The organism is Flavobacterium beibuense F44-8, assembly GCF_000769915.1.
Classification (GTDB): Bacteria; Bacteroidota; Bacteroidia; order Flavobacteriales; family Flavobacteriaceae; genus Flavobacterium; species Flavobacterium beibuense.
Genome location: NZ_JRLV01000001.1, coordinates 318290 through 343527, shown reverse-complemented (window position 1 = coordinate 343527; position 25238 = coordinate 318290). Strand labels below are relative to the sequence as shown.

The following is a 25238-nucleotide window of genomic DNA, read 5'->3' as shown; positions in this document are numbered from 1 at the left end:
ACGATATATGATAATAATACGTTAAGAAGAGCTGCACTATTGCAGCTCTTCTTATTATGAAATAATTTTACATAAAAATTGCCATGCCAAAAAAAGCTATAATTTACGATCTTGATAATACTTTATACCCTGTTCACGCTATAGGAGAAAAACTATTTGCCCCCCTTTTCGATCTTATTATTGAAACAGCAAAACATAATGAGGATATAGAAGCTATAAAAAAGGAAACCATGCGTACTCCTTTCAGGCTCGTGGCAAAAGAATTCGGACTTAGTGAAGATCTTACCGCTCAGGCTATAAATCTTCAGGAAAATTTGGGGTACGATGAACCCATAGCACCTTTTGAAGATTACCCTGAAATCAAAACTATTGATGCCGAACGTTTTTTAGTTACTACCGGTTTTCAAAAAATGCAAAGAGCAAAAATCACTCAAATGGGTATTGAAAATGACTTTAAAGAGATCCATGTGGTTAACCCAGTACTTACCAGCAAAAAAGAGGTTTTTGCAGATATCTTAAAGCGTTACAACTATAAACCGGAAGAAGTACTTGTAGTTGGTGATGATCCAAACTCAGAAATACAGGCCGCAAAAGATCTTGGCATAGATACTGTTTTATACAACAGGTTCAATTGGCATCCGCTGGACTCAGCTACTTATGCCATATCACACTTTAAGGAACTGAAACCTATTTTCCTGAAAGGTTAAAAACTAATAACAGTATTTTAACCGGGGTAACAGAAACATTCGTAACTTTAAGTTCAAATAACATCTCCCCTATGTATGTTTCTAACGAACAGATAACGCTACCGGAAACAGATACCATTGTATGGAAATACCTTGATCTTTCTAAGTTTCTGGATTTACTACTATGCCGTCAGTTATTTATGTCGCGATCAGATAAGTTTGAAGACCAGTATGAGGGTACGTTTAGCGAACCTACGTATGAAGAGCTTAAAAAGATATCTGAAAACAACCCAAAGTTTATGGATTATTACAAGAGCCATCGAAAAAATGTAGTAATTAGCAGTTGGCATATTAACGAGTATGAATCGTATGCCATGTGGCAGATATTTACTCAAAACAGCGAAGGTCTTGCCATACAGTCTACCGTAAAAAGATTACAGGAAGCCTTAATCCCCGAAGGGCGTTATGAGCAGCATATTGGTGAAGTAAAATATATAGACTATAAAAAGGAACACATCCCTTTTGATAACAACTTCTTCCCTTTCCTTTTTAAAAGAAAAAGCTTTCAGTACGAAAAGGAGGTAAGAATAATATCAAACCTTGCAAAGCACAACCTCAATATTAATGAAGGAGTAAAAATCAATATCGACATCAATAAACTCATTGAGAAAATATACATCCACCCAAAATCAGAAAACTGGTATAAAAATCTTGTTTTTCAGCTAATGGAACAATTGGGCTTTAATTTCGAAATCGAAAAATCCGATTTAGAAAGCGATATCCTTATTTAGTTTACAGGCTCGTAAGATTCCACTACCCACTCGTCTGCTATCAGGTTACAAAACTGATAGTGCACCTTATCGTTTTTATCAAAAGCACCGTTTTTATTGATATCCTCAATAGTACGGAAGTATATCCTGTTTTGAACCTCAACAATATTCCAGTCAATAAGCTCCTGCATATCCTGCGAAAGCTTTGTAAAGTTGGCTCCGCTTATATCGCTAATATATAGTGACCTGATATCGTTTGCATCAATCTTACCATCCTGATTGGTATCACTGTCTACCAACGTGTAAACCAATAATTGCTTTTTGGTTCTTTCGGCAATGGTATTAAGGTAGGTTGCTGTTTGTATCTGTACCTGTTTATCAGTAAGCGGATAAAGAGCTGTAGAATCTATATGCTGAAACTTCAGATTTTCAAAATAACCTGTAAGCTCAAAACGGTTGTAGTTAGAAATAGCATAACTCACATTATCGTTCATCCTGCTACCATAGGTTTTGTAAGCGCTGTTATCGTAAATACGCATATCCCCTACCGGATGTATAAGATATTTTGTTCCTTCCATATGGACCGGCAAATCGGCAACCTTAATTTGGGAAGAATCTTTCTTTTCCGGCTTTTTCACCTCTGTAGGTTCCATGTATTTCACTTTTGGCTTCTCTTCTTCCTGTTTACAGCTATAAGCCGCAATAAGAGTTGAAAGAGCCAATATAACAGTTACAGCTTTTTTCATTCGTCACAACATATTAGGTATCGGGTATTGAATACTCTATCAAAAATAAAGAAAATGTTTCAAAAAATTAAATTCTTGCGGTAAGCTTAAGGCTAAATACACGAGATGTTAAATAATTAGGGATACCATACTGGCTTTTAGTATACACATCCCTTACCCATGTATTGGTAATAGCATTTTGGTTATTGAAAAGATTAAATATTTCAAGACCTAATGACAACTCCTTAAATACCGACAGCCAGTGTCCGTCCTCAAACTGCTCTGTACCATCTGTAAATACATAAGCAAAACCTGCATCGGCACGGCGGTAATCGTTAAGTCGTGACTGATACACATAAGAGTCGGCATACGATGGCGAACCACCTGGTAGTCCTGTATTATATACAAGGTTAAGATACATTTTAAGGTTAGGAATCGTAGGTACATAATCCTGGAAAAGAATACCAAACTTAAGTCGCTGGTCTGTAGGACGGGCAATATACCCCCTATCGTTAATATTCTCTTCTGTTCTCATGTAGCCAAAGCTCAGCCACGATTCAGTTCCCGGTACAAGCTCCCCGTTAAGTCTCATATCAAGTCCGTAAGCATAAGCCACCGCATCATTATTGGCACGGTAACGAATCCTAACATTTTCAATAGTATAGGTATTTACATCGTCCAATTTTTTATAATAGGCTTCAGATACCAATTTGAATTTCTTACCCTTATCTGTTTTAAAGCTATAATCGTTACCTACCACAAAATGTATGGAATGCTGTGCTTTCACATCAGGGTTTACAGCACCGTCACTTCCCCTCAACTCCCTGTAAAACGGTGGCTGATAATAAAAACCTCCCGAAACACGGAAAAGCATATCCATTTCCCAGTTAGGTTTTAAAGTAAACTGTGCACGCGGACTGATTACTATCTGGCTATCGCCGTCTTCGGCATCTCTTTGGGTAACCTGCCACTGATGTGTCCTTACCCCCGCATTCATCCATATTTCGCTTTCGCCTATTTTAGCTCTTCTGCTCCACTGTGCATAACCCGAAATCCTGTTGATTTGAGTAAAGTTTAGCGCCCTAACACTGTTATAAGGCACAAGCGGACCTGTATAAGGGTTATAAGGCTGATCGTTTACAGGAAGATCAATAACAGGCGGATTAAGTGAGAATCCGGCAGAATCGATAACCTCCCACTCCAATAAACGGTCGCGTATGTCTTCTCGTGTATATTTAACACCCCATTCTATTTTATTCTTTTTAATATTGTGATACCCTTTAACTTCAAGATTAGCAATTAACGCATCCAGATTGTTACGGGCATGGTTTAACTGAGAACCTACAGCCCTTGCAAAACGCACATCACCAAAGGTTTCCGACCCTATATTGGTATCAACCTCACCTAGGGCATACTGTGCCAAAATATCAAAATGTTCCTGTTCCTGTGTATGGTATAGGGAGCCTATAACCTTAAGGGTAAAATCATCAGATACTTTATAAGTTGACTTTATTGCTCCAAAGTAAGTTTTGTACTCGTCTTTTTCCTGTCCGTCATAAAAAATCTGAAGAGCAATAGGCTCATCAATAGTACCAAAGTTGGTTTGCCTGTATAACGGCTGATAATGGTATTTGTTTTCGGAAATATTACCCAGGAAACTTATCTCCCATTTTTCATTAGGTTTAAAGTTTACCATAGTTTGCACATCGGCAAAAGTAGGTTTATAGTTTGTCTCTGTTTGCTGACTGTTAACCAAAAGACTGTTATCCCTGTACCGTCCGCCTATAATACCACTCCATTTTTTATTTTTAGAAGCACTTTCCAGTGTAAGGCTACCACCAAGGAAACTTGCCTCGACCTGTGCCCCGAATTCTTCCGGTCTTCTATAGGATATATCAAGTACAGAAGATAATTTATCACCATATTTTGCCTGAAAACCACCTGCCGAGAAACTCAGGTCTTTCACCATACTGGAGTTGGTAAAACTTAAACCCTCCTGCTGCCCTGAACGGATTAGAAATGGGCGGTATATCTCAATATCTTCTACATATACCAGGTTTTCGTCGTAGTTACCACCCCTAACCGCATATTGAGTACTAAGTTCGTTATTGGAATTACCGCTTACAATTTTTATAAACTCCTCTACCCCTCCGGATGCCGAAGGTAACTTACGTATGGTTGCCGGAGATACTTTAATAATCCCTTCAATACGGTCTTCTTCAGTATTTTTATCAATAACTACATTATCCAGCTCAGTATGACCTGTAAGCAGTATAAAATTCATTTCGGCAGTATCGTTAGCCGCCATTTCAATATCAAGCGATGACAGCTTAAAGCTGGTATGTTCAAACCAAACTACAACTTCCCTGTCAATAGGAATTAAAATTTTATAAACACCATTAGCGTCAGATACTGTTCTTACCGTACCTTCAATATCGGCATAATAAACATTAACTCCTTCAATAGGCTGCCTGTTTTCGTCTAAGAGAATTCCGTATAGTATCGGCTTTTGTTGGGCAAAAGCCACAGCACTGAGCATAAAAAGCATCAGTGTAAATAACTTATTTATCTTTTTCAACAGATGTTGTTTTTTGTGTTCTGAAAAAATGCGTCTCAAAGGTAGTAGAATTTCCTACATTATCTGTAACCGTAACTTTCAAATCGTTACGCCCTTCGTCCACAATTCCGTCGCTAAAATTATGAAATATTATTCGGGTCTTGTAATCATAATGCATTAATATCCACTTACCATTCAGCCATGCATCAAATGTGGCTATACCTGCAAGGTCGTCACTTATTTTAAGGCTAAAAGTATCTTTACTGCTTAACCATTTTCCTTCGGCAAAGCTTGCACTGTAAATTTTAGGAGCTGTATCGTCCTGTGCCAGTTTAAACTGCCCCAGGTATCTTACCTTAGCCGTAAGCCTGCCATTCTCCATGTAACTATTGTTATACAATAGCCTTTTACCATCTACCCCTGCTATAAATGTTTTTTGCAGCACTTCGGGAGACAAATAGCTAACGTCAAACGAAACTGTTATATTGCCATGTACAGGCACCGAATCATCATGCAGGTAAAGTATGGAATCTTTCACATCAAAATCCATGTAAAAATCTTCATACAGTGCATGTGCCGGTATAAATACCGAAACACCATCTTTCGTATAACTGTTATCATTTGCTGCCTTTACAAAATAAGGCGTAACTTTTTTAGGCTGGGTTATAGTCGCCGGTTTGTCGCTATACTCTATACTTCCGTTTACTATACGTTTGTTTCCGTGAAAATCAGAAACCTCAATGCGGTAGTTTATTGTTTCGCCTTCCTTAATATCAATTTTACCATTGGTCGTATTATCCCTAATCACGCCAAGCGTATAAGGTGTATTGATAAAGAGTTTTTGGTAACGTTGTTTGGTAGCATTGTATTTTTGATAATCAATAAAATTATTGATATACCTGCTCTCATCAAAAGCAAACTGATCAAAAACCACCTTAAACTCACGGTTTCCGTTTATAAAAGTCTCTATTTTAAAAACCCCGTTATTACCAAGACTCCCCGTACTCTTATCGGTAGCATTTATGGAGAACCCCATAACACCGCGGGCATAAATTTTATCTGTAAGGTAAGTCCCGTCCTTTAAAAGTTTAAGATTCAGGGCAACCGGTTTTTCCGACTCGTTCACCACTGCCTTATCTTCTAAAGCATAAGCCATAACACCATAAACAGTAGGCTTTTGCCCATCCTTCATTATTTTATTAAGACCAAAGAATAACGGATTAATAATCTCTTCGGTTTTAGTATCCCTGTACTCAAAATGAAGGTGAGGTCCACCCGATCCTCCTGTATTACCCGAAAGGGCAACAAGCTCTCCTTTTGTAACAGGTAGCTCACCCGGTTTAGGAAACAGTTCTATATCAAAGCTTTTCTTTTCATACTGCTTTTCTCTAACATAGGCCTCAATTTCAGGTGCGTATTTACTAAGGTGCCCGTAAAGCGTGGTATATCCGTTTGGGTGATCTATATACAAAGCTGTACCATACCCGTAACTGGACACTTTTATCCGTGATACATAACCATCGGCAGCCGCATATACAGGTAATCCTTCCCTCTGTTGGGTACGGTAGTCTATTCCGGCATGAAAGTGATTACGCCTTAACTCTCCAAAAGTCCCCGAAGGGTGCAACGGCAAATCCATTGGGGAACGGAAATAATTTTCCGGATAATTTTCCTGGGCAAACAGTGCTGTAGTTGAAAGTAGTAGTAAAAAGAAAATTCTCATAAGGCTAAAATATGAAAAAAGCGTCTTAAAAAAAGCTTAACGCCCCGTGTTTGTTATAACTGTTTACATAGCAAATTATTACATACAATCTTAACACAATTCAACATTTTTTATAACAAACTATTGTTTCTAATTAAAGTAATATTAACTTTGTAGAATAATGTAATGAAAATTGACTGTAATGAACGGACTATCCGAAATAGTTGATTCTCTTGAAAATAAGCTAAATAAGCTGGTCCAAAAACAGGCCGTGCTTGAGCAGCAAAATCAGGAGTTAAGGGACAAAATAGCCCAATCGGCTTCGGTAATCCACAGTCAGGCTGAACAGATTGCCTCATTGGAAAAACACATTGAGACCTTAAAAACAGCTAATTCATTACTGGGCAGTGACGATAATAAACGAGAAACAAAACTCAAAATAAATTCATTAATCCGCGAGATTGATTATTGCATAGCTCAACTTTCTGACTAGCATGAAATGGATGATAAACTTAAAATAAAGATATCAATTGCCGACAGGGTGTACCCGTTAACAGTAACACCGTCGCAGGAAGAGGGACTGAGAAGCGCCTCTAAAAAAATTGATGCCATGATCAAGCAGTTTGAAGAGAGTTATGCCGTGAGAGACAAGCAGGATGTACTGGCAATGTGCGCCTTACAGTTTGCCGCACAAATAGAACAAAAGCAGATAGACAAGTTTACCGATGTCAAAGATGCTTTTGAAAAACTCCAGTTAATGGATGAAAAATTGGGTAATCTTCTCGATGATAAATAAAATACGTTCTTAAAAATACGTCAAAAATACTGCCTACATTAGCACATATTTGATAAACTCAACACTAACAAATTAAAATGGGTGAATCATCGTTACTAAAGCATGCTGCCCCGAGCAGATCCTTGAACAGCGAGTTAGCTCAAAACTTGTCATTCACGAGTTTATACAATCTTCCTGATGTAGGCTTTTTTTATATATATACTTACATAAAAACAAACTATGGACTCGACACTATTTATAATTATTGGCAGTTTCGCCGGTTTAGGGATCGGATTCGGGATCGCGAAGATTCTTGAGAAGAAAAACGTATCCACCCTAATCAAGAATGCGAAGAAGGAGGCGGCATCAATATTGAAGGATGCCAAGACAGATGCCGAAGCCATTAAAAAGGATAAATTACTTCAGGCTAAGGAAAAATTCCTTGAGCTTAAAGCCGAACATGAACAGGTAATACTTGGCAAAGACAAAAAAATTGCCGAGGCAGAAAAAAGAACACGTGATAAAGAATCTCAGGTTTCAAATGAGCTTGCTAAAAACAAAAAGCTTAACGACGAACTTGATAAAAAGGTTGCCGATTACGATAACCGTATAGATTTCCTTGACAAGAAACAACAGGAAATAGACAAGCTACACAAAAGCCAGGTAGAACAACTTGAGGTTATATCAGGACTATCTGCCGAAGAAGCTAAAAACCAACTTGTGGAAAGCCTTAAAGCTGAAGCCAAAACTACCGCTATGTCCCACATTCAGGACACTATCGAAGAGGCTAAGCTTACAGCGCATCAGGAAGCTAAAAAGATTATCATTAACACTATTCAGCGTGTAGGTACAGAAGAAGCAGTGGAAAACTGTGTATCTGTATTCAACATTGAATCTGATGATGTGAAAGGTAGAATCATCGGTCGTGAGGGTAGAAATATCCGTGCCCTTGAAGCTGCTACAGGAGTTGAAATTATTGTGGACGATACTCCGGAGGCTATCATCCTTTCATGCTTTGACCCTGTTAGAAGGGAAGTTGCGCGTTTAGCGTTACACAAACTGGTTACAGACGGTAGGATTCACCCTGCACGTATTGAAGAGGTTGTGGCTAAAACAGCTAAACAAATTGAAGACGAAATTATTGAAGTAGGTAAACGTACTGTTATTGACCTTGGCATTCACGGATTACACCCAGAGCTTATCAAAATTGTTGGTAGAATGAAGTACCGTTCTTCTTACGGACAAAACTTATTACAACACTCGCGTGAGGTGGCTAAACTTTGCGGTCTTATGGCTGCAGAACTTGGACTTAACGTTAAGCTTGCAAAAAGAGCCGGTTTACTTCACGATATAGGTAAAGTGCCGGATACAGAAAGTGATCTTCCGCACGCATTACTTGGTATGCAGTGGGCAGAGAAGTATGGTGAGAAAGAAGAGGTTTGCAACGCTATTGGTGCTCACCACGACGAAATCGAAATGAAATCGTTACTTTCTCCTATCGTACAGGTTTGTGATGCTATATCTGGTGCAAGACCGGGCGCAAGAAGACAGGTTCTTGACTCTTACATTCAGCGTCTTAAAGACCTTGAGGATATCGCTTACGGATTTGGTGGTGTTAAGAGTGCTTACGCTATCCAGGCAGGTAGAGAGCTTCGTGTAATTGTAGAAAGTGAAAAAGTAAGCGATGAAATGGCTGCTAACTTATCTTTTGAGATTTCACACAAAATCCAGACAGAAATGACTTACCCGGGACAGGTAAAAATTACGGTTATCCGTGAAACAAGAGCGGTTAATATCGCTAAATAATTTAGCCGAACCATATAAATAAACAACAAAAAAGCTGCCTTTCGGCAGCTTTTTCTTTTTAAATAAAACAAACAATAAACACCATCATTTCCAGCCGCCTCCCAGTGCACGGTACAAATCGGTCACTGCATTAAGCTGGTCTCTCTTCAGGGTTGCAAGATCAAGCTCACTTTGAAGCACATTACTTTGTGCGGTAATCACTTCTAAATAAGTGGCCATACCTCTATTAAATAGTTTATCAGCATTCGTAGTTGCTTTTTGCAGGCTTTCCACACGTTGTTGTGCAAAATCCTGCTCATCCTTAAGCTTCTCGATTTGTACCAACGCGTCAGACACTTCACCTACCGCAACAAGTACCCCTTGCCTAAAGGACAGAACCGCTTTTTCGCGTTCTATTTTTGCCACTTCATATTCAGTCCTCAGCCTTCTGCTGTTAAGTAATGGCTGAACTAATCCGCCCGCTACCATACCAAATAATGACGATGGCATATTAAACCAGTTATTGGATTTGAAGGAGTTCAATCCTCCCGCAGCAGTAATATTAATAGCCGGATACATTTGAGCTTTGGTTACTCCTACCCTTGCATTGGCAGCTGCAAGATCGTACTCAAACATTTTCACATCAGGTCTTCTGCTTACAATAGCAGCAGGAAGTCCCGTACTTATATTTTCATAAACAGGCTCTAAATCTAAAGAAGTTATCCTTGCAATCTCTCCCGGAAGCTCACCTGTAAGTATACTTAACGCATTTTCCTGAATCGCTATCTGTTTTTCAAGCATAGGCACAATTCTGGCAGCTGTAAGCTTTTGTGCATTAGCCTGCTCTACAGCAAGTGATGTTACCTGACCTGCATCAAACTGCATGCTAACCATACGTAACGTATTCTCACTTAATTCAAGATTCTTTTTAGCAACACTTAACTGTGCATCCAGCATTAGCAAGTTATAATAACCTTTTGCCACACCGGTAACCAGTTCGGTTTGCACCGCTTTTTTAGCCTCTTCAGTTTTCAGGTATTGCGCCAGTGCCTCTTTTTTCCTGCTGTTAATTTTTCTCCAGATGTCAGCCTCCCACGAAAGGTTTATCCCCGCGTTATAATCTTCAACATGACTGGTACCCAAAAAGTTTTTGGCACTAAGTCCGTTTAAACTGTTTTCAGACGGGATTGTTGTATTGGCATTCACATACAGGTTAGCCTGAGGTACATTACCCCATTTAGCCTGTTTTAGCAACTGATGTGAGGCTTCAATATTTTTAATGGCAATCTGTAAATCATAATTTCCAGATATAGCCTTACCTATTAAATCCTGCAATGCAGCATCCGGGAAAAACGTTTTCCATTCAACATCGGCAATCGTTAAGGTATCTGCTGTTACAACAGCATTTCTATAGGCTTCGGGCAACTCAGGCTGCACCTCCACATCTTTAGAAACCTTACACCCCGTAAGTACCAAAAAGGCCGTGAATACTATATATATATTTAAATTTTTCATTGTTATCGATTAGAATGGCTCTCCTTTCGGAGAGCCTTAAAAATTTAATTCATCAGTTCAAGTTCAGCCGTTGCCGGATGCTCATGTTTAACCGGTTTAAGGTGTGGTTTACCTGATATTTTTTCCTGTAGGTACTGGAACACTATAAAGAGAACAGGAATGATAAACAGACCCAGTATTACTCCCGAAAGCATACCTCCGGCAGCACCAATACTGATAGAGTGGTTACCCTGTGCAGATGGCCCTACGGCAAACATCATAGGTATAAGCCCTACAATAAATGCAAATGAGGTCATGATAATAGGCCTTAACCTTAGCTTAGCCGCTTCTATGGAAGCCGACAGTAATGATTTCCCTGCCCTTCTTCGCTGTACGGCAAACTCAACAATAAGGATGGCATTTTTAGCCAAAAGACCTATAAGCATTACCAGTGCTACCTGTACATAAATGTTATTTGAAATCCCTGTAAGCCCTATCGCTGCAAATACACCGAATATACCGGTAGGGATTGATAGGATAACCGCTAGCGGAAGTATGTAACTTTCATACTGCGCTGCAAGCAGGAAGTAAATAAACAGTAAGCTCAACAGAAATATTACTGTTGATTGCCCTCCTGATATGATTTCCTCTCTTGTCATCCCCGAGAACTCATACGAGTATCCCTGTGGCAGGTATTGAGCAGCCACTTCTTCCACAGCCTTAATGGCATCACCCGAACTTACGCCCGGTGCAGGTATTGCATTTACACCAATAGAGTTGAACAGGTTGTATCTTGAAGCATTTTCAGGACCATAAACCCTTTCCAGTTTTACAAGTGTATTAACCGGAACCATTTCGCCGTTTCTGTTTTTTACAAACACGGCATCAAGAGACTGTGCTGTGGCACGGCTATCCTTATCTGCCTGTACCATTACACGGTAGTATTTACCAAATCGGTTAAAGTCTGACACCTGCGCGCTACCATAATAAGCCTGTACGGTTTGCAGTAAATCCTTAACACTTACACCAAGCTGTTCGGCCTTAACATCATCCACTTCCATTTCATATTGCGGATAATCGGCCCTAAACGGTGTAAATGCTACAGCAATTTCAGGACGCTTCATTAGCTCACCAATAAACTGGTTACCTACCTGGCTAAACTTATCCAGTTTGCCTCCGCTACGATCCTGAAGTACAAAATCAAGTCCGTCAATATTACTGAATCCCGGTACGGTTGGGAAAGTAAATACAAAGAAGTTAGCTCCTTTTATAGCAGAAAGTTTCCCTCTTACCTCATTCATAATATCGTTTATATCACTAATCGCTCCCCTTTCTTTTAAAGGTTTAAGGTTAAGAAACAGCACACCAAATGATGGGCTTGACGACTGCGTAAGCATATTAAAGCCTGAAAGTCCGTCGATTTCCCTGTTGGCTTCCACAGTCCGGATTATGCTCTCTGCCTCTTCAAGTGTTTTAACCGTACGCTCCAATGATGTACCTGCCGGCATGGATACCGATACCGCTATAAATCCCTGATCTTCCGACGGAATAAATCCTGAAGGTGTAGTATTCACCATCCATACGGTAGCCAGTATTACAGCTCCAAGTCCGCCAAGACTTAACCACTTGTGACGGATAAGAAAACGTAAACTACCTAAGTAACGATTGGTCACTTTTTCAAAACCATTATTGAATCCTGCAAAGAAACGTTGCTTAAAGCTTGTTTTCTCGTGTCCGTTTTGATGATGGCTGTGGTTATCCTTTAGGAAAAGTGCTGCCAGTGCAGGACTCAGCGTAAGTGCATTAACAGCCGATATTACAATTGCAATAGCCAATGTAAAAGCAAACTGCCTGTAGAACACCCCAGTAGAGCCTTCCATAAAACCAACCGGAAGGAACACTGCCGACATTACCAATGTAATAGAAATAATAGCGCCTGTAATTTCACTCATGGCAGATGTTGTAGCCCTTTTGGGGTCCATACCCTGCTCCATTTTGGAGTGTACTGCCTCGACGACCACAATGGCGTCATCCACCACAATACCAATGGCCAGAACAAGTGCAAACAGCGTTAACAGGTTTATAGAGAACCCAAACATATTCATAAAGAAGAAGGTACCCATAATCGCTACCGGTACGGCTATTGCCGGAATTAATGTGGACCTGAAATCCTGAAGGAAAATATATACCACAATAAACACCAGTAAGAATGCCTCAATAAGGGTAGATTTCACCTGAGATATAGAAGCATCAAGCATTACTTTGGTATTATATATACCTACCCTTTTAATACCTTTAGGAAAGCTTTTTTCGGCTTTAACCAACAGGTCATTAATCGCTATCTGAATATCGTTAGCATTAGAACCCGGCAACTGGATAACCATAATGTTAGTACCCGGTTTACCATTAATCCTTGTAAAGTTACCATAGGTATAAGACCCGAACTCTACCTTAGCCACATCTTTTAATCGAAGTATAGATCCGTCAGGATTGGTACGGATTATTATATCCTGATAATCTTCCGGCTTGTTAAGCTTTCCTTTGTACTTAATTACATATTCAAACGATTCGGCACTGTTTTCACCAAATTTACCCGGAGCAGCCTCAAGGTTTTTATCCTGAATGGCAGCCATTACCTCTTGTGGAGTAATGTTATAAGATGTCATTTGGGACGGATTAAGCCATACCCTCATCGAATAATCTTTATTACCACCAAAAATTGCTGCCTGACCTACCCCCGGTATCCTTTTTATCTCAGGGATAATATTGATTTGGGCATAATTGGTAAGAAATGTCTGATCGTATGTTTTTTCGTCTTCAGAGTATAGTGCAGCCACCATAATAAGGCTGTTTTGCTGCTTGGCTGTGGTAACCCCTGCCTGTATAACCTCGGCAGGTAACTGGCTTGTAGCCTGAGCCACCCTATTCTGTACGTTTACAGCAGCCTGATCTGGGTCTGTACCCAGTTTAAAGTATACTGTAATAACAAGGGAACCATCGTTACTGGCTGTAGAGCTCATATAGATCATGTTCTCCACACCATTAATAGACTCTTCCAGTGACGGGGCTACCGAACGAAGTACCGTTTCGGCATTTGCCCCTGGGTACAGCGCTGTAACCTGAACCGCCGGTGGCGCAATATCAGGGAACTGCTGTAATGGTAATTTAAAGAGTCCCAATACCCCTACAATTACCAATAGGATGGATATGACCGTAGCCAAAACCGGCCGGTCTATAAATTTTTTAAACATTATGTTCTAAAATTAAATTGTTGGTTATAAATTATTTAGAAGCTACTTCGGTTTCTGCTTTTTGCGGAGTTACAACGGCACCCTCCTGAAGGTTTTCAAAGCCTTTAAATACAATTCTGTCGCCCGACTGAAGTCCTTCACTTACCAAGTAATCAGTACCGCTTTTACCTAATATCGTAATAGGTTTTTTAGCCACTTTGTTGTCTTTGTCTACAGTGAATACAAATATCCTGTCCTGTACCTCAACAGTAGTAGCCTGTGGTATAAGTATAACATCACTGTGATCTATACCTAAACGTACCCTACCTGTGTTACCCGAACGGAGTAAACCTTTAGCATTAGCAAAACTGGCTCTTAAGGTGATAGCACCTGTTGTGTTATCAAACTGCCCGTCTACCATATCAATTTTACCCTGTGTTTCATAAACCGTATTATTAGCTAAAACCAATGATACCGGAGGAAGGTTTTTAATTTTTTCATTAAGGGTGTTTCCTTCATATCTGTTTCTAAAGCTTAAGAACTCTGATTCTCCAAGCGAGAAATAAGCGTGAACCACAGCAATGTCAGATAGGGTTGTTAAAGGTTGAGGGTCGGTTGCCGAAACAAGGCTTCCCTGTTTTTTAGGTAATCTGGTAATATAACCGTCTACCGGAGCAGTGATAAGCGTATAGCCTAAGTTTATTTGTGCAGATGCCACTGCTGCTTCAGCCTGTTTTTTATTGGCTTCTGCCATTTTAAGCGAAGCTTTGGCTGTTTTTAACTGATAGTCTGAAACTACCTTTTCATTTACAAGAGGTGTTAACTTCTCTACCTCAAGCTGTGCATTTAAAAGTGCAGCATCGGCAGCATTTAAGTTACCTACAGCACTATTAAGCTGTTCCCTGTAACGGTGGTCGTCTATTTTAAAAATAGGCTGTCCTGCCTTAACAAAAGCGCCTTCATCTACATAAAGTTTCTCCAGATATCCGTCTACCTGCGGGCGTATCTCGACATTTACGCGTCCTTCAACCTTTACCGGATATTCCTGATATGTAGTGGCTTGTCCTTTGCTTACAGCTAAAACAGGTACCGCAATCTCCTGTGCTGCAGGAGCTGTGGCAGTGTTGCCGGAGCAGCCGTATAAAAATAAAGCTGCTGCAAGAACTAAGAGTAATGAAATTCTTTTCATAATAGCATTAAATTATTTAATGGTGTTAAATTGTTAGATAAAAAAATTGATGATTGAACGAATGATTACTGTTTGTCTACATTAGTTAAATTATTTAATGGTGTTAAGTAAATGATAAAAAAAGGTGTAAGGCTTATTGTTTTTACGGTTATAAACTATTTAACAGTGTTAAGTAAGTGATCAAAAAAAAGGATTACTCCTCTTCTATATAACGTATGATACCTGTAATAGCATCTTTAAGAATTTGCTTATTGATGTCATCAGAAAGTCCGTTACCTACTATATTAATGGATATTAATCCATGAATAACAGAGAAAAAAGTAAAGTACTTCTGCTTTATAACATGAGCATCGGGCTTTTCAACCTTCATCAGTTTTGCAATACAGCCACTTATTAACTGGTAAGGCGTATCTGATTCGGTAGTTCGCTGGGCACAACATGTCATCTCTACCCCATACATCAACTGATACATTTCTTTATTCTTAAGGGCGAAATTCCAGTAGGCCAGCCACATGCCTTCTAACTGAATTGCCGGATCATCTGAATCTGCTTTGGCAGCCTCTAAGTCCTTAATCAATATGGTAAAGCCTTTACAGGTTAACTCCTGCAGTATAGCTTCTTTATTTGCAAAGTACTCATAAATAATGGGCGCAGTATACTCAATTTTGTCAGCAATTTTTCGCATACTTAGTCCCTGCCACCCTTCATCTTTCACAATCTCTCTGGCTGCTGTAAGTATGTTAGCACGGGTCTCCTCCTTCTGTCTCAATATGCGTTCTTTGCTCCCCATTTTTAAAGCTTTTAAATTACTTAACAGTGTTAAGCAAAAGTATGACTATTATAAATTATAGCAATACTTTTGATTATTGTTTTTTCTTATAGTTGTAATAAACAAAATTTATTTATGACTTAAATAAAGATTTTATCTAAGTCTTCCTTACAAATTGGTTTTAAAAAATAATCTTTTACGACCCCTGTAAATTCTCTTGCCTTATTAATATCAACCTCATTATTAGATGAGCTTATCATATAAATAGCCTTTGGCAGTTTATCAAAGTTATCTTTAACCTTAATATATTCTTCCAAAAACTGCCATCCGTTCATAATAGGCATATTAACGTCCAGCAGTATTAAATCAGGTAAATCGTCAACATCGGTACGGGAGCTCATAAAATCTATGGCATCCTGTCCGTTTTGAAAAAAAGAAGACTTTACATCAATCTTATTCTGCTTAAGAAGGTTCTTGAGCAAAAAATGATAAATTTTATCGTCATCTATAACATATAAACTCCTAATCTTCATCTTTAAAATAAATTTTAAACGTAGTTCCTTTATTCACTTCACTGTAAACCTCTACGCTTCCGCCCATGGCTTCTATCTGGTTTTTTGTAATAAACAGTCCAATACCCCTAGAGTTTTGGTTTTTATGAAATGTTTTATACATACCAAATAAAGAATTTTTGTGCTTTTTAAGATCAATACCCAAACCGTTATCGGTAATGGAAAGTACTTTTTTACCGTCTTTTATCTCAAAGTCATACATAATAATAGGAGACCTTTCGGGGCTCGAATACTTTATGGCATTTGTGGTAAAATTAAGCAATATACTTTCAAGATACGCCGGATTATAAGTTACCATAACATCCAGCGGGATATTAACCTCTACATTTACACCATGTTTTTTTATTTCGTTATGCAATATGTTCAAAATGTTCTTTAGGTAATGACGCAGGTTTAACCTTTCTTTTACGTTTTTTACCTCAAATTGTATTTCTACAAGTTCTTTTAAGTGCCCTATGGTAACATAAAGTCCGTTTGAAATAGCTTCAAGATGTTCAAGCATTTCCTCCCTTTCTTCCTGATCAGCATTCTTAAACACATCTATAAGCATTTTAAGATTACCGGCATGCGACCTAAGATTGTGTGACACTATATGTGCAAAGTTAACAAGTCTGTTGTTTTGTTCACCTACAATATCAATAGTATTTCCAAGCTCAATCTCCTTTTCTTTTAGCTGGGTGATATCTTTATGGGTACCTATAGATCGTATTGGTGTACCTTCATTATCAAACTGTACTACCCTACCTCGGCTCAATACCCATTTATATTTACCCTCATCTGTTTTTATACGGTAAATATTTTCAAACGAAGGTGTTTCGCCAATAAGATGTTTCTCTTTTGCCAGGGCATGTTCTCTTATATCTTCAACATGCATACGTTCCTGCCAGTCTCTTAAAGGTATAATAGCTTCCTTCTCTTCTTTACCTATAATTTTCATAGACTGAGCCGAAAAATATACCATATTGGTTTGCATATCCCAGTCCCAAATCCCTTCAGATGCTGCCTTAAGTGCAAACTTATAGCGTTCTTCTGAAACCTGTAACTGGTGTTCCTGCTCCTTTTGCTCGGTAATATCACCAATTCTTCCGTAAAAGTGAATACTACCGTCTTCCTGTTTCTCTGGTTTTGCATTAAGTCTTACCCAGCGTAAGCCTCTTTTTGGTAATTGGACTCTGAATTCCTGATTCCAGTTTATCAGGTTTCTACGTGAATAGTCCAGTCCTTCAAGAAACACATCTCTATCCTGTTCTAATATTCTGTCATCATAAAACATTCGGGGATTTGCCATCAGCTCGTCAACGGTGTATTCAAAAACATCATTAACAGCCTCACTTAAAAAAAGTACCATATAACCATTCACCTCATCCCATGATATATAGAAAATCATATCAGGTAGTTGATTAAGTAATTTTTTATAAAGGCCGTCTATTTTTTGGCTATGTTGGGAAACAGTCATATATCTTTTCTGAAAATTGTACGTTGCCCTACGATAGCAGGTACAATTAATCCGAATGAAACTTAGTGAAATTTTAAGAGTTATGCAATTTTTTATTTTCTTGGATGGTAAGTATTTAAAATTTTGTTCAGGAATTTCCTGTCCAAATGCATGTAAACCTCAGTTGTGGTGATGGATTCATGCCCCATCATGAGTTGTATGGAACGCAGGTCGGCACCATTTTCCAAAAGGTGTGTAGCAAACGAATGCCTAAAGGTATGGGGGCTTATAGTTTTGTTTAGTCCAATAGCTTCGGCCAGCCTCCTTATAATGGTAAACACCATAGCTCGGGTTAACCCGCTACCTCGCCTGTTAAGAAAAAGAGTATCCTCATGTCCTTTTTTAACTTCCAGTTTATTTCTCATACTGTCTCTATACAGGTTAATGTATTTTTGAGTACTGTTACCAATAGGCACAAAACGTTGCTTATTACCCTTACCCGTAATTTTAATAAACCCCTCATCAAAAAATAAATCTGAAATTTTAAGACCTACTAATTCTGAAACCCTTAGCCCGCAACTGTAAAGCGTTTCCAGCATTGCCCTGTTACGCTCCCCTTCATTACTACTTAAATCTATAGCTCCAATTAAGTCATCAATTTCATCTGTAGAAAGGGTATCGGGCAGCTTTCTTCCTACTTTAGGCACCTCAATAAGCTCCATAGGGCTATCTTTCCTGTAGTCTTCAAAAACCAGATAATTAAAAAAACTTTTGAGTCCGGAAATAAGTCTGGCTCTTGATCTTGGATTAAGTTCTTCGGCCATTTTATAGATAAAATCCTGTATGGTTTCTTCGGTAATTTTTAATGGTGAAACATCCTGTGCTGTACCCTCTAAATACCTCACTAACCTATTGATATCTAAGGAATAATTCTCAACCGAATTTAAAGATAAACCACGCTCTATTTTGAGGTACGATTTATAGTCTGTTATAAATTTAGTCCAACTTTTCATACAGGTTAAAGTTATGTGAATTAAGAATTCCTTGATAATTAGCCCAAGATTAATAATATAATTTTGAGATGCAAAACAAAAATTATGAAAAAGATGAAAAGACTAATTAAATTATTTTCGGCAGGGATTTTAATGATTGGAGCGATTACAACGGCAAATGCGCAAAGCAGCGATGCACTTACACCAAGTTTTGGTATAAAAGGTGGTGTTAACTTTGCTACAGTTTCCGGAGATGATTTTGACAGTCCCGACTCAAGAACCAGTTTCCATGTTGGTTTACTGGCTGAATTTCCATTAACAGAGATGTTCTCACTACAGGCTGAGGCTCTTTATTCAGGACAGGGATTTGAGAGTGATGTGGATGGCGGCATTTTTGGTGGTGAAGGCAAGGTAGAATACCAACTTGACTACATTAACGTACCGGTACTGGCTAAAGTGTACATTTTAGACGGACTGAGTATTGAAGCGGGACCGCAATTTGGATTTAAGGTAAATGAAGAAATTGATGCTAATGCGAATGCAGACGACGGAGACCTTAATCTTGATGAAGCTGAAGACTTTGATTTTGGTGTAGCTGCAGGTGTAACTTTTGAAACTCCTATGGGGCTATTTGCCACAGGTAGATATACACAGGGCTTTACTGATATTGTAAACAACAGAGACGTTAAAAACTCTGTATTCCAAATTGGTGTAGGATATAAATTCTAAACCCCACTCCCCACCACATATAAAAACAAGAACGCCTCCCGTAGTAACAGGAGGCGTTCTTTATTACATAACTAAAACAATTAGAATTTGTAAACAATACCAAAGTTGATGTTGTCTAAATTTAAACCAAAATCAAAACTGTTTGTAGAGTCAGCACCATCAAAATCAGGTTTTGAAGTTGAGTAGCCAAGAATACCAAAAGTAGCCTCAAGTGCAAAATGTTCTGACACAAAATAGTTAATACCCGGCGCTACACCTATATTAAAACTATCTGTTTTACTTTCATTAGAATTTTGCTCTAATTTACCGTTTTCATACCCTACTCCAAGCTGACCAAACAAAGAAAAGCTATTGGCTGGGGTAAAATAATATCTACCAAAAGCCCCTACTCCAAATGAAGTATATTTTGATTCAGATGTAACCGGATTAGATGGCATTTCATTTTTAAGAGAATTATACCCTAAAGTAAGCCCTATAGCAATGTTTTCACTAACAAAATAACCTGCGCTTGGAGCAATGTTAAGTCCTGTTATTTTTGCATCACCTGTAGTCTCTGAAGAGAAACCTACTGTACCCGAAAGAAAAACATCTCCTTTAGCAAAACCATTGCTCTCTGTCTCCTGAGCGTTAGCTAAACCAAAAGCAAAAACTGCTGCTAATGATAATAATACTTTTTTCATCGTTTTTTGAATTTAATTGTTACGAGATCAAAATTATAGAAAGAGTAACAATAAAATGTAAGGTTTTTTAGATAAAAAAAGGTATTGAAAATCAACATAATAAAACAAAATAACTATTTAATAACTTAAAAATATTGTTTTTATAAAAAACAAAAACCTCCCAAAAAGGGTGGTCATTAAGATTTGGTATGTGTATTCTAAACTTAATTAAAATTTATATCCTACAGAAAGTGAGAAAACACCATTTTGATACTCAATACCATCAAGATCTCCGTCATAAACATTTGAAAGACCTGCATAATATCTGGCATTAAAGAAAAGTCCAACTGGCAAATCATAAGATACACCTCCAGCTAAACCAAAATCAATACTGCTAACGCTGTCTTTAACATCTTCTTCTCCTGATTCTCCTTCAACGTTATACTCTTCTTTAGCACTTAAAAGGAAACCTACCTGAGGACCAGCTTCAATACTTAAGCCTTCCATAAGATAGTACTTAGCCATAACCGGAACATTAATATAACCTAATTTTAAGCTTGACTCATAGTTATAAGTTACACCCATAAACTCTTCAGTCGCTTCCTGATCAGCTCCTTGCATTGAGTATAAAATCTCAGGCTGGATAGAAAACTGTTCTGTAAGCTTAACTTCAGCTACAGCTCCAATATGAAAACCTGTTCTTGAAGAAACATCTCCGTCTGCCCCAGATAATGTTGAAAAGTTAACACCTGCTTTAGCGCCAAACTTAATATCCTGCGCCTGTGAAGCAAAACCGAAAGCCATTATGGCTGCAGCTGATAATAAAATTTTTTTCATTGGTTTGTTAGTTTTAATTGTTACCCGCCAAATATATAATTTTTTTAATAAGAAAATTACCCCTACTTAAATATTATTTTATCATTTACCGTCATTTATTTAAATAATTAAATACTAAAACTGTTAATTTAAAGTTAAAAACAGAAAATTAAATAATTCACCTTTAAGAAACTTTTAACCTAAAACTGTCATAAATGTTGACTTTAGTACTATTTTTCTCAAAAGTTATTATATAAATTTGTTTGAAAACAAGCCACAACAATGTGGAGTAACCAACTTAAATATAATACTATGAAAAAATTCCTTTTTTTAATTGCTGCACTTGCCGGAAGTTTTGCCATGAATGCTCAGGGTATTGACCTTGGTATAAAAGCCGGAGCCAACTTCTCTAACTTTCAGGGGGACATTAACAGTGATGGTATAACAAGCTTTCACGCCGGTTTAGCACTAGAACTTAATCTTGTACCTATGTTCTCTGTACAGGCAGAAGGACTTTTCTCTTCTCAGGGAGGTAAAGCAAAATATGAAGCTGAAGGCATTGGAGGCGTAGCCGAAGACATTAACTTAGATTATATCTCGGTACCGGTACTTGCCAAATTTTATGTTGTACCTGGTAAATTAAGCCTTATGGCTGGACCACAGTTCTCTTTCCTTGTAAACGATGCTAAAGATGCTTTTGAAACTAAAAGTTTTGATCTTGCTGCATCTGGAGGTGTAGAGCTAAAAATTATTATGGGACTATTTGCACAGGCTCGTTACAACATTGGCTTAAACAATGTAAACGACAGTGGTGACGCTGATATTAAAAACGGCGTGTTCCAACTATCAGTAGGATATTATTTCTAAAATCAGGTAATTATAATTCGGGGCCGGATGCATTTTTGTATCCGGCTTTTTTATGCCTTTAAATGTTAAATTTTTTCTTACGTATTATGCATTCTTACTGGCTATTTTCTACTTTTACAAAAAGACTGAAATGAAAGTTATAATAATAAACGGACCTAACCTTAACCTGCTTGGAAAGCGCGAACCTGATGTATATGGCAGCAGGAGTTTTGACGATTATTTTGAAACACTAAAGCATCGTTTCCCTCAAATGGAATTAAGCTATTACCAAAGTAATATTGAAGGGGAAATCATCTCTAAAATACAGGAAACCGGATTTGATTATGACGGTATTGTTATAAATGCCGGGGCTTACACCCATACATCTATTGGTATAGGCGATGCTATTAAAGCAGTTACCACACCTGTTATAGAGGTACATATTTCAAATACATTTTCACGGGAAACTTTCAGGCATCAATCCTACATATCTCCGGTATCAGCCGGTGTGATTATAGGTTTTGGGTTAAAAAGCTATGATTTGGCTTTACAGTCCTTACTACCTTAATGTATGAAAAAATGCCTGCTACTGATATTATTTTTATATAGCTCCCTTAGCATTGCGCAAATAAGGGGCAGGCTAACTTCATCACAGTCGGGCGAAGCAATTCCCTATGCCTCTATAACGGTCAAAAACAGTCAGTATGGAACCTCATCAAACGAAAATGGCGAGTTTTACTTACCAATTACCGAAAAAGGCTCTTATACATTTATATTCCGTTCCCTTGGTTATCAAACTAAAGAGACAACAATTACCATAAATGAGTTTCCGTTTGACCTCAATACAAGCCTTAACCCCACAGAATACTTACTAAAAGAAGTAGTAATTGAAAGCAGGGAAGATCAGGCTAATGCTATTATAAAAAATGCTATTGAACATAAAAAAATCAATACGCAAAAAACCGCTTTTTATGAAGCCGACTTCTATTCCCGAGGAATAATAAGAATAAATGATGTACCTGAAGAAATACTGGGACAGGAAGTAGGAAACTTTAGCGGTACGCTGGACTCTACGCGTAGTGGCGTATTATACCTATCGGAAACTGTTTCCAGAATACGATACAAACGTCCCTACAATATAAATGAAGTTATTAACGCCTCTAAAGTAAGCGGAGACGATAACGGCATGAGTTATAACAATGCCTATGCTGCCGAGTTTGATTTTTATGAAAATTACCTACCTTTTGAAACCAGTGTTATTTCTCCTTTAGCAAACAATGCTTTTAATTATTACAGGTACAAACTGGAAAACACCTTTAACGATAAGAGTGGTCACTTAATCAATAAAATCAAAGTAACCCCAAAAAGGGATAGTGAACCCACCATGTATGGTTATATATACATTGTAAACGAGAGTTGGGAACTATATGCAGTTAACCTTAGTATAAAAGGATTACTTATAGACCAACCACTGGTTGACATACTTACCATAAATCAAAACTTTGGTTACAACAGTCAAAAAGACACATGGGTTAAAAACGTACAGAGTATTGATTTTAATGCCGAAATTTTTGATGTAGGCCTATCGGGTAGGTTTAGTGCCGTGTACAGTAATATTAATTTTGATATTGATTTCAAAAGCAATCCGTTAACCAATAAAGTACTGGACTTTAACGAGGATGCTAACAACAAACCCAATAGCTACTGGAACAAAACCAGACCAATCCCGTTAACACAGGAAGAAAAAGAAGACTACATTAAAAAAGACAGTCTTGAAAAGTTAAAGGAGAGTCCGGAATATATTGAACTACAGGACCGTAAAAAAAACAAGTTCTTACTGTTTTCACTTCCTATAGGTTATACGTATTACAATACCGATGAGAACTGGAAAATTACATTTTCGGGTCTTGCCAGAAAGTTAGGATTCAATACCGTACAGGCTTACCACTTAGCTCCTACATTTACTTTTACTAAAACAAACCCTGAGACCAAAGCCTATACTACTTATGGGACCAACCTAAACTATGGTTTTGCCGAAAAACGCTTTAGGGCAAATGCATTCATCAGTCATAAGTTTAATAATATTAGCAACCCTATAGTAACCCTAAGCGGAGGAAGTAGCATAGAACAGTTTAACCCCGAAAACCCTATTAACAGAATGGTAAACAGTGTAAGCACCTTATTTTTTAGGGATAATTACATGAAACTGTATGATGTAAACTTCATTAAGTTTAGTTATGAGGAAGAACTTGTAAATGGTATTGAGTTTTTCGGATCGGTAGAATACAACCGTAAGCGTTCGTTATTCAACAACACTAATTTCTCCACCATTAAAAATGCCAAAAAACCATATACGTCAAATAATCCGCTTGACCCCGAAGCTTATGACACCCCTGCTTTCGAGAAGCACAACATGATAAAAACATCTGTTTCTGCCCGGTTTACCTTTGGGCAGAAATACATGCTGAGACCTCACGAAAAAATAAACCTAGGCACCAAATATCCAAGGGTACTTTTAAAATACGAAAAAGGATTTGCTTCCAGTATAGACAACTACAATTTTGATCACCTCTCGGCAAAAATAACTTATGATGCTACCATAGGTAATGTTGGCGATTTAGGCATAAGCATACGTACAGGTCAGTTTTTTAATAGTGACAGCATAGCATTTACTGATTACAGGCATTTTAACGGCAACCAAACCCATGTAGGCAAATCAGAACGTTACTTAAATGTATTTAACTTCCTGCCTTATTATACACATAGTACTAACGATAAGTATTTTGAAGCTCATGCCGAATATAACTTTAAGGGTTATTTAGCCAATAAGGTTCCGCTATTTAATAAATTAAACTATTATCTGGTTACAGGATACCATGTGCTTGGTGTACCTAACCAAAAACCATATATGGAATTTACCATAGGGCTTGATAATCTGGGCTGGGATCGTTTCCGTTTTTTAAGGATCGATTATATTCGTTCGTATGACGGTAAACAAATGAGTGATGGGGTTATTTTTGGGCTAACCTTCCTCGATATTTTGGAATAGTTACTTTTTATTCCTAAAAACACTGTTTCTAAAATCTTCAAGAGGTTCTTTTTGCCTAAAGCGTTCAATATCTTCCAGCGTAGAACACTTCATATTGAACTTCACTCCGTCAATCGATATGGGTAGTGTAACAGTTTCCACTCCGGTCAAATCTTCATCAAGATAGTCTTCCATATCGTGCACCACATAAAACCATTCTTTATCAAACTGAATTTTATTAACCGAACTGTCTTTGCGCAGCTCTGCTTCTTTAATCTTTTTCATGGCACAGGGAGTAAAAATAAAGCTCAAAGATACACAATGTACCTCAATAATCATCCGTTATAAAGCACGCTCAAAGTGTAACAAAATATACTTCTCCAGGTCTTAATCATAAAAAAAAGAATTTTCATACAACCATTTTTAGTTTTAAAACGTCTACTAATAAAACCAATAATCTATTATTATACCTTAACCTT

22 protein-coding genes and 1 other RNA gene are annotated in these 25238 nt (G+C 37.9%); 10 read left to right on the top strand and 13 right to left on the bottom strand.

All coding sequences use genetic code 11. From position 1 onward, the window contains the following. Positions 1-83: 83 nt before the first annotated feature. Both Q763_RS01695 and Q763_RS01690 read left to right on the top strand, forming a co-directional pair. Entirely contained in the window at positions 84-707 is a 624-nt protein-coding gene (locus Q763_RS01695) for an HAD family hydrolase (protein WP_035130448.1), read from the top strand. A 71-nt stretch (positions 708-778) separates the two neighbouring features. Next, positions 779-1477: a DUF2971 domain-containing protein gene (locus Q763_RS01690; protein WP_035130446.1), complete on the top strand. Its 699-nt coding sequence runs from the start codon at positions 779-781 to the stop codon at positions 1475-1477. On the opposite strand, the gene Q763_RS01685 is transcribed toward Q763_RS01690, so the two are convergent. The 3 genes from Q763_RS01685 to Q763_RS01675 form a co-directional block, all read right to left on the bottom strand. After that, positions 1474-2202 carry a hypothetical protein gene (locus Q763_RS01685; protein ID WP_035130444.1) on the bottom strand — a complete coding sequence of 243 codons (729 nt, stop codon included), beginning with the start codon at positions 2200-2202 and terminating at the stop codon, positions 1474-1476. The two genes, Q763_RS01690 and Q763_RS01685, sit on opposite strands and share 4 nt — an antisense overlap. Positions 2203-2269: 67 nt before the next feature. Beyond that, on the bottom strand, positions 2270-4729 hold the full coding sequence (locus tag Q763_RS01680) for a TonB-dependent receptor (RefSeq protein ID WP_035130678.1): 2460 nt from the start codon (positions 4727-4729) through the stop codon (positions 2270-2272). Positions 4730-4742: 13 nt separating this feature from the next. Next, positions 4743-6461: a M23 family metallopeptidase gene (locus Q763_RS01675; RefSeq protein WP_035130441.1), complete on the bottom strand. Its 1719-nt coding sequence runs from the start codon at positions 6459-6461 to the stop codon at positions 4743-4745. Positions 6462-6642: 181 nt separating this feature from the next. Here Q763_RS01675 and Q763_RS01670 point away from each other — a divergent pair, with 181 nt between their 5' ends. The 4 genes from Q763_RS01670 (at position 6643) to rny (ending at position 9021) form a co-directional block, all read left to right on the top strand. Then, positions 6643-6933 (top strand): hypothetical protein, encoded by a 291-nt coding sequence (locus tag Q763_RS01670; protein WP_035130434.1) that lies wholly within the window; start codon positions 6643-6645, stop codon positions 6931-6933. Positions 6934-6939: 6 nt separating this feature from the next. Next, positions 6940-7236, top strand: coding sequence for a cell division protein ZapA (locus Q763_RS01665; RefSeq protein ID WP_035130422.1), 297 nt, complete (start codon positions 6940-6942; stop codon positions 7234-7236). A gap of 56 nt (positions 7237-7292) precedes the next feature. Then, positions 7293-7399: non-coding RNA, 6S RNA (ssrS, locus tag Q763_RS17660), on the top strand. 56 nt (positions 7400-7455) lie between these two features. Further along, positions 7456-9021 carry a ribonuclease Y gene (gene rny, locus Q763_RS01660; RefSeq protein WP_035130419.1) on the top strand — a complete coding sequence of 522 codons (1566 nt, stop codon included), beginning with the start codon at positions 7456-7458 and terminating at the stop codon, positions 9019-9021. Positions 9022-9105: 84 nt separating this feature from the next. On the opposite strand, the gene Q763_RS01655 is transcribed toward rny, so the two are convergent. The 7 genes from Q763_RS01655 to xerD form a co-directional block, all read right to left on the bottom strand. Beyond that, positions 9106-10515 (bottom strand): TolC family protein, encoded by a 1410-nt coding sequence (locus Q763_RS01655; protein WP_035130416.1) that lies wholly within the window; start codon positions 10513-10515, stop codon positions 9106-9108. A gap of 44 nt (positions 10516-10559) precedes the next feature. Further along, positions 10560-13745: an efflux RND transporter permease subunit gene (locus tag Q763_RS01650; protein ID WP_035130415.1), complete on the bottom strand. Its 3186-nt coding sequence runs from the start codon at positions 13743-13745 to the stop codon at positions 10560-10562. Positions 13746-13776: 31 nt separating this feature from the next. After that, the gene (locus Q763_RS01645) at positions 13777-14913 is read right to left on the bottom strand and encodes an efflux RND transporter periplasmic adaptor subunit (RefSeq protein WP_035130413.1); all 1137 of its coding nucleotides are present in this window, start codon (positions 14911-14913) and stop codon (positions 13777-13779) included. Positions 14914-15106: 193 nt separating this feature from the next. Then, positions 15107-15703 (bottom strand): TetR/AcrR family transcriptional regulator, encoded by a 597-nt coding sequence (locus Q763_RS01640; protein ID WP_035130410.1) that lies wholly within the window; start codon positions 15701-15703, stop codon positions 15107-15109. Positions 15704-15822: 119 nt separating this feature from the next. Continuing rightward, positions 15823-16215, bottom strand: a complete 393-nt coding sequence (locus tag Q763_RS01635) for a response regulator (RefSeq protein ID WP_035130409.1) — start codon at positions 16213-16215, stop codon at positions 15823-15825. Beyond that, positions 16205-17710, bottom strand: coding sequence for a sensor histidine kinase (locus tag Q763_RS01630; RefSeq protein ID WP_035130408.1), 1506 nt, complete (start codon positions 17708-17710; stop codon positions 16205-16207). The genes Q763_RS01635 and Q763_RS01630 overlap by 11 nt, the downstream gene beginning before the upstream one ends. A gap of 92 nt (positions 17711-17802) precedes the next feature. Next, the gene (xerD, locus tag Q763_RS01625; protein WP_035130407.1) at positions 17803-18702 is read right to left on the bottom strand and encodes a site-specific tyrosine recombinase XerD; all 900 of its coding nucleotides are present in this window, start codon (positions 18700-18702) and stop codon (positions 17803-17805) included. Positions 18703-18795: 93 nt separating this feature from the next. Here xerD and Q763_RS01620 point away from each other — a divergent pair, with 93 nt between their 5' ends. Beyond that, complete coding sequence (locus tag Q763_RS01620) at positions 18796-19410, top strand: porin family protein (RefSeq protein WP_035130677.1); 615 nt, start codon at positions 18796-18798, stop codon at positions 19408-19410. An 80-nt stretch (positions 19411-19490) separates the two neighbouring features. On the opposite strand, the gene Q763_RS01615 is transcribed toward Q763_RS01620, so the two are convergent. Together Q763_RS01615 and Q763_RS01610 are read right to left on the bottom strand one after the other, a co-directional pair. Next, on the bottom strand, positions 19491-20090 hold the full coding sequence (locus Q763_RS01615) for a porin family protein (RefSeq protein WP_035130406.1): 600 nt from the start codon (positions 20088-20090) through the stop codon (positions 19491-19493). A gap of 207 nt (positions 20091-20297) precedes the next feature. Continuing rightward, positions 20298-20906, bottom strand: coding sequence for a porin family protein (locus Q763_RS01610; protein ID WP_035130396.1), 609 nt, complete (start codon positions 20904-20906; stop codon positions 20298-20300). 291 nt (positions 20907-21197) lie between these two features. Between Q763_RS01610 and Q763_RS01605 the strand changes: the two genes are divergently transcribed. The 3 genes from Q763_RS01605 to Q763_RS01595 all read left to right on the top strand — a co-directional run bounded on the left by Q763_RS01605 (position 21198) and on the right by Q763_RS01595 (position 24780). Then, positions 21198-21752, top strand: a complete 555-nt coding sequence (locus tag Q763_RS01605; RefSeq protein ID WP_035130675.1) for a porin family protein — start codon at positions 21198-21200, stop codon at positions 21750-21752. Positions 21753-21882: 130 nt separating this feature from the next. Then, positions 21883-22299, top strand: a complete 417-nt coding sequence (gene aroQ / locus Q763_RS01600; protein ID WP_035130673.1) for a type II 3-dehydroquinate dehydratase — start codon at positions 21883-21885, stop codon at positions 22297-22299. A gap of 3 nt (positions 22300-22302) precedes the next feature. After that, positions 22303-24780: a DUF5686 and carboxypeptidase regulatory-like domain-containing protein gene (locus Q763_RS01595; RefSeq protein ID WP_035130393.1), complete on the top strand. Its 2478-nt coding sequence runs from the start codon at positions 22303-22305 to the stop codon at positions 24778-24780. On the opposite strand, the gene Q763_RS01590 is transcribed toward Q763_RS01595, so the two are convergent. Then, on the bottom strand, positions 24781-25044 hold the full coding sequence (locus Q763_RS01590) for a hypothetical protein (RefSeq protein ID WP_157499268.1): 264 nt from the start codon (positions 25042-25044) through the stop codon (positions 24781-24783). Positions 25045-25238: the final 194 nt, after the last annotated feature.

Excerpts from the sequence above, each read along its gene's own strand:
- Q763_RS01695 (WP_035130448.1), top strand. The coding sequence starts at position 84 with ATGCCAAAAAAAGCTATAATTTACGATCTTGATAATACTTTATACCCT.
- Q763_RS01690 (WP_035130446.1), top strand. The coding sequence starts at position 779 with ATGTATGTTTCTAACGAACAGATAACGCTACCGGAAACAGATACCATT.
- Q763_RS01685 (WP_035130444.1), bottom strand. The coding sequence starts at position 2,202 with ATGAAAAAAGCTGTAACTGTTATATTGGCTCTTTCAACTCTTATTGCG.
- Q763_RS01680 (WP_035130678.1), bottom strand. The coding sequence starts at position 4,729 with ATGCTTTTTATGCTCAGTGCTGTGGCTTTTGCCCAACAAAAGCCGATA.
- Q763_RS01675 (WP_035130441.1), bottom strand. The coding sequence starts at position 6,461 with ATGAGAATTTTCTTTTTACTACTACTTTCAACTACAGCACTGTTTGCC.
- Q763_RS01670 (WP_035130434.1), top strand. The coding sequence starts at position 6,643 with ATGAACGGACTATCCGAAATAGTTGATTCTCTTGAAAATAAGCTAAAT.
- Q763_RS01665 (WP_035130422.1), top strand. The coding sequence starts at position 6,940 with ATGGATGATAAACTTAAAATAAAGATATCAATTGCCGACAGGGTGTAC.
- rny (WP_035130419.1), top strand. The coding sequence starts at position 7,456 with ATGGACTCGACACTATTTATAATTATTGGCAGTTTCGCCGGTTTAGGG.
- Q763_RS01655 (WP_035130416.1), bottom strand. The coding sequence starts at position 10,515 with ATGAAAAATTTAAATATATATATAGTATTCACGGCCTTTTTGGTACTT.
- Q763_RS01650 (WP_035130415.1), bottom strand. The coding sequence starts at position 13,745 with ATGTTTAAAAAATTTATAGACCGGCCGGTTTTGGCTACGGTCATATCC.
- Q763_RS01645 (WP_035130413.1), bottom strand. The coding sequence starts at position 14,913 with ATGAAAAGAATTTCATTACTCTTAGTTCTTGCAGCAGCTTTATTTTTA.
- Q763_RS01640 (WP_035130410.1), bottom strand. The coding sequence starts at position 15,703 with ATGGGGAGCAAAGAACGCATATTGAGACAGAAGGAGGAGACCCGTGCT.
- Q763_RS01635 (WP_035130409.1), bottom strand. The coding sequence starts at position 16,215 with ATGAAGATTAGGAGTTTATATGTTATAGATGACGATAAAATTTATCAT.
- Q763_RS01630 (WP_035130408.1), bottom strand. The coding sequence starts at position 17,710 with ATGACTGTTTCCCAACATAGCCAAAAAATAGACGGCCTTTATAAAAAA.
- xerD (WP_035130407.1), bottom strand. The coding sequence starts at position 18,702 with ATGAAAAGTTGGACTAAATTTATAACAGACTATAAATCGTACCTCAAA.
- Q763_RS01620 (WP_035130677.1), top strand. The coding sequence starts at position 18,796 with ATGAAAAGACTAATTAAATTATTTTCGGCAGGGATTTTAATGATTGGA.
- Q763_RS01615 (WP_035130406.1), bottom strand. The coding sequence starts at position 20,090 with ATGAAAAAAGTATTATTATCATTAGCAGCAGTTTTTGCTTTTGGTTTA.
- Q763_RS01610 (WP_035130396.1), bottom strand. The coding sequence starts at position 20,906 with ATGAAAAAAATTTTATTATCAGCTGCAGCCATAATGGCTTTCGGTTTT.
- Q763_RS01605 (WP_035130675.1), top strand. The coding sequence starts at position 21,198 with ATGAAAAAATTCCTTTTTTTAATTGCTGCACTTGCCGGAAGTTTTGCC.
- aroQ (WP_035130673.1), top strand. The coding sequence starts at position 21,883 with ATGAAAGTTATAATAATAAACGGACCTAACCTTAACCTGCTTGGAAAG.
- Q763_RS01595 (WP_035130393.1), top strand. The coding sequence starts at position 22,303 with ATGAAAAAATGCCTGCTACTGATATTATTTTTATATAGCTCCCTTAGC.
- Q763_RS01590 (WP_157499268.1), bottom strand. The coding sequence starts at position 25,044 with ATGAAAAAGATTAAAGAAGCAGAGCTGCGCAAAGACAGTTCGGTTAAT.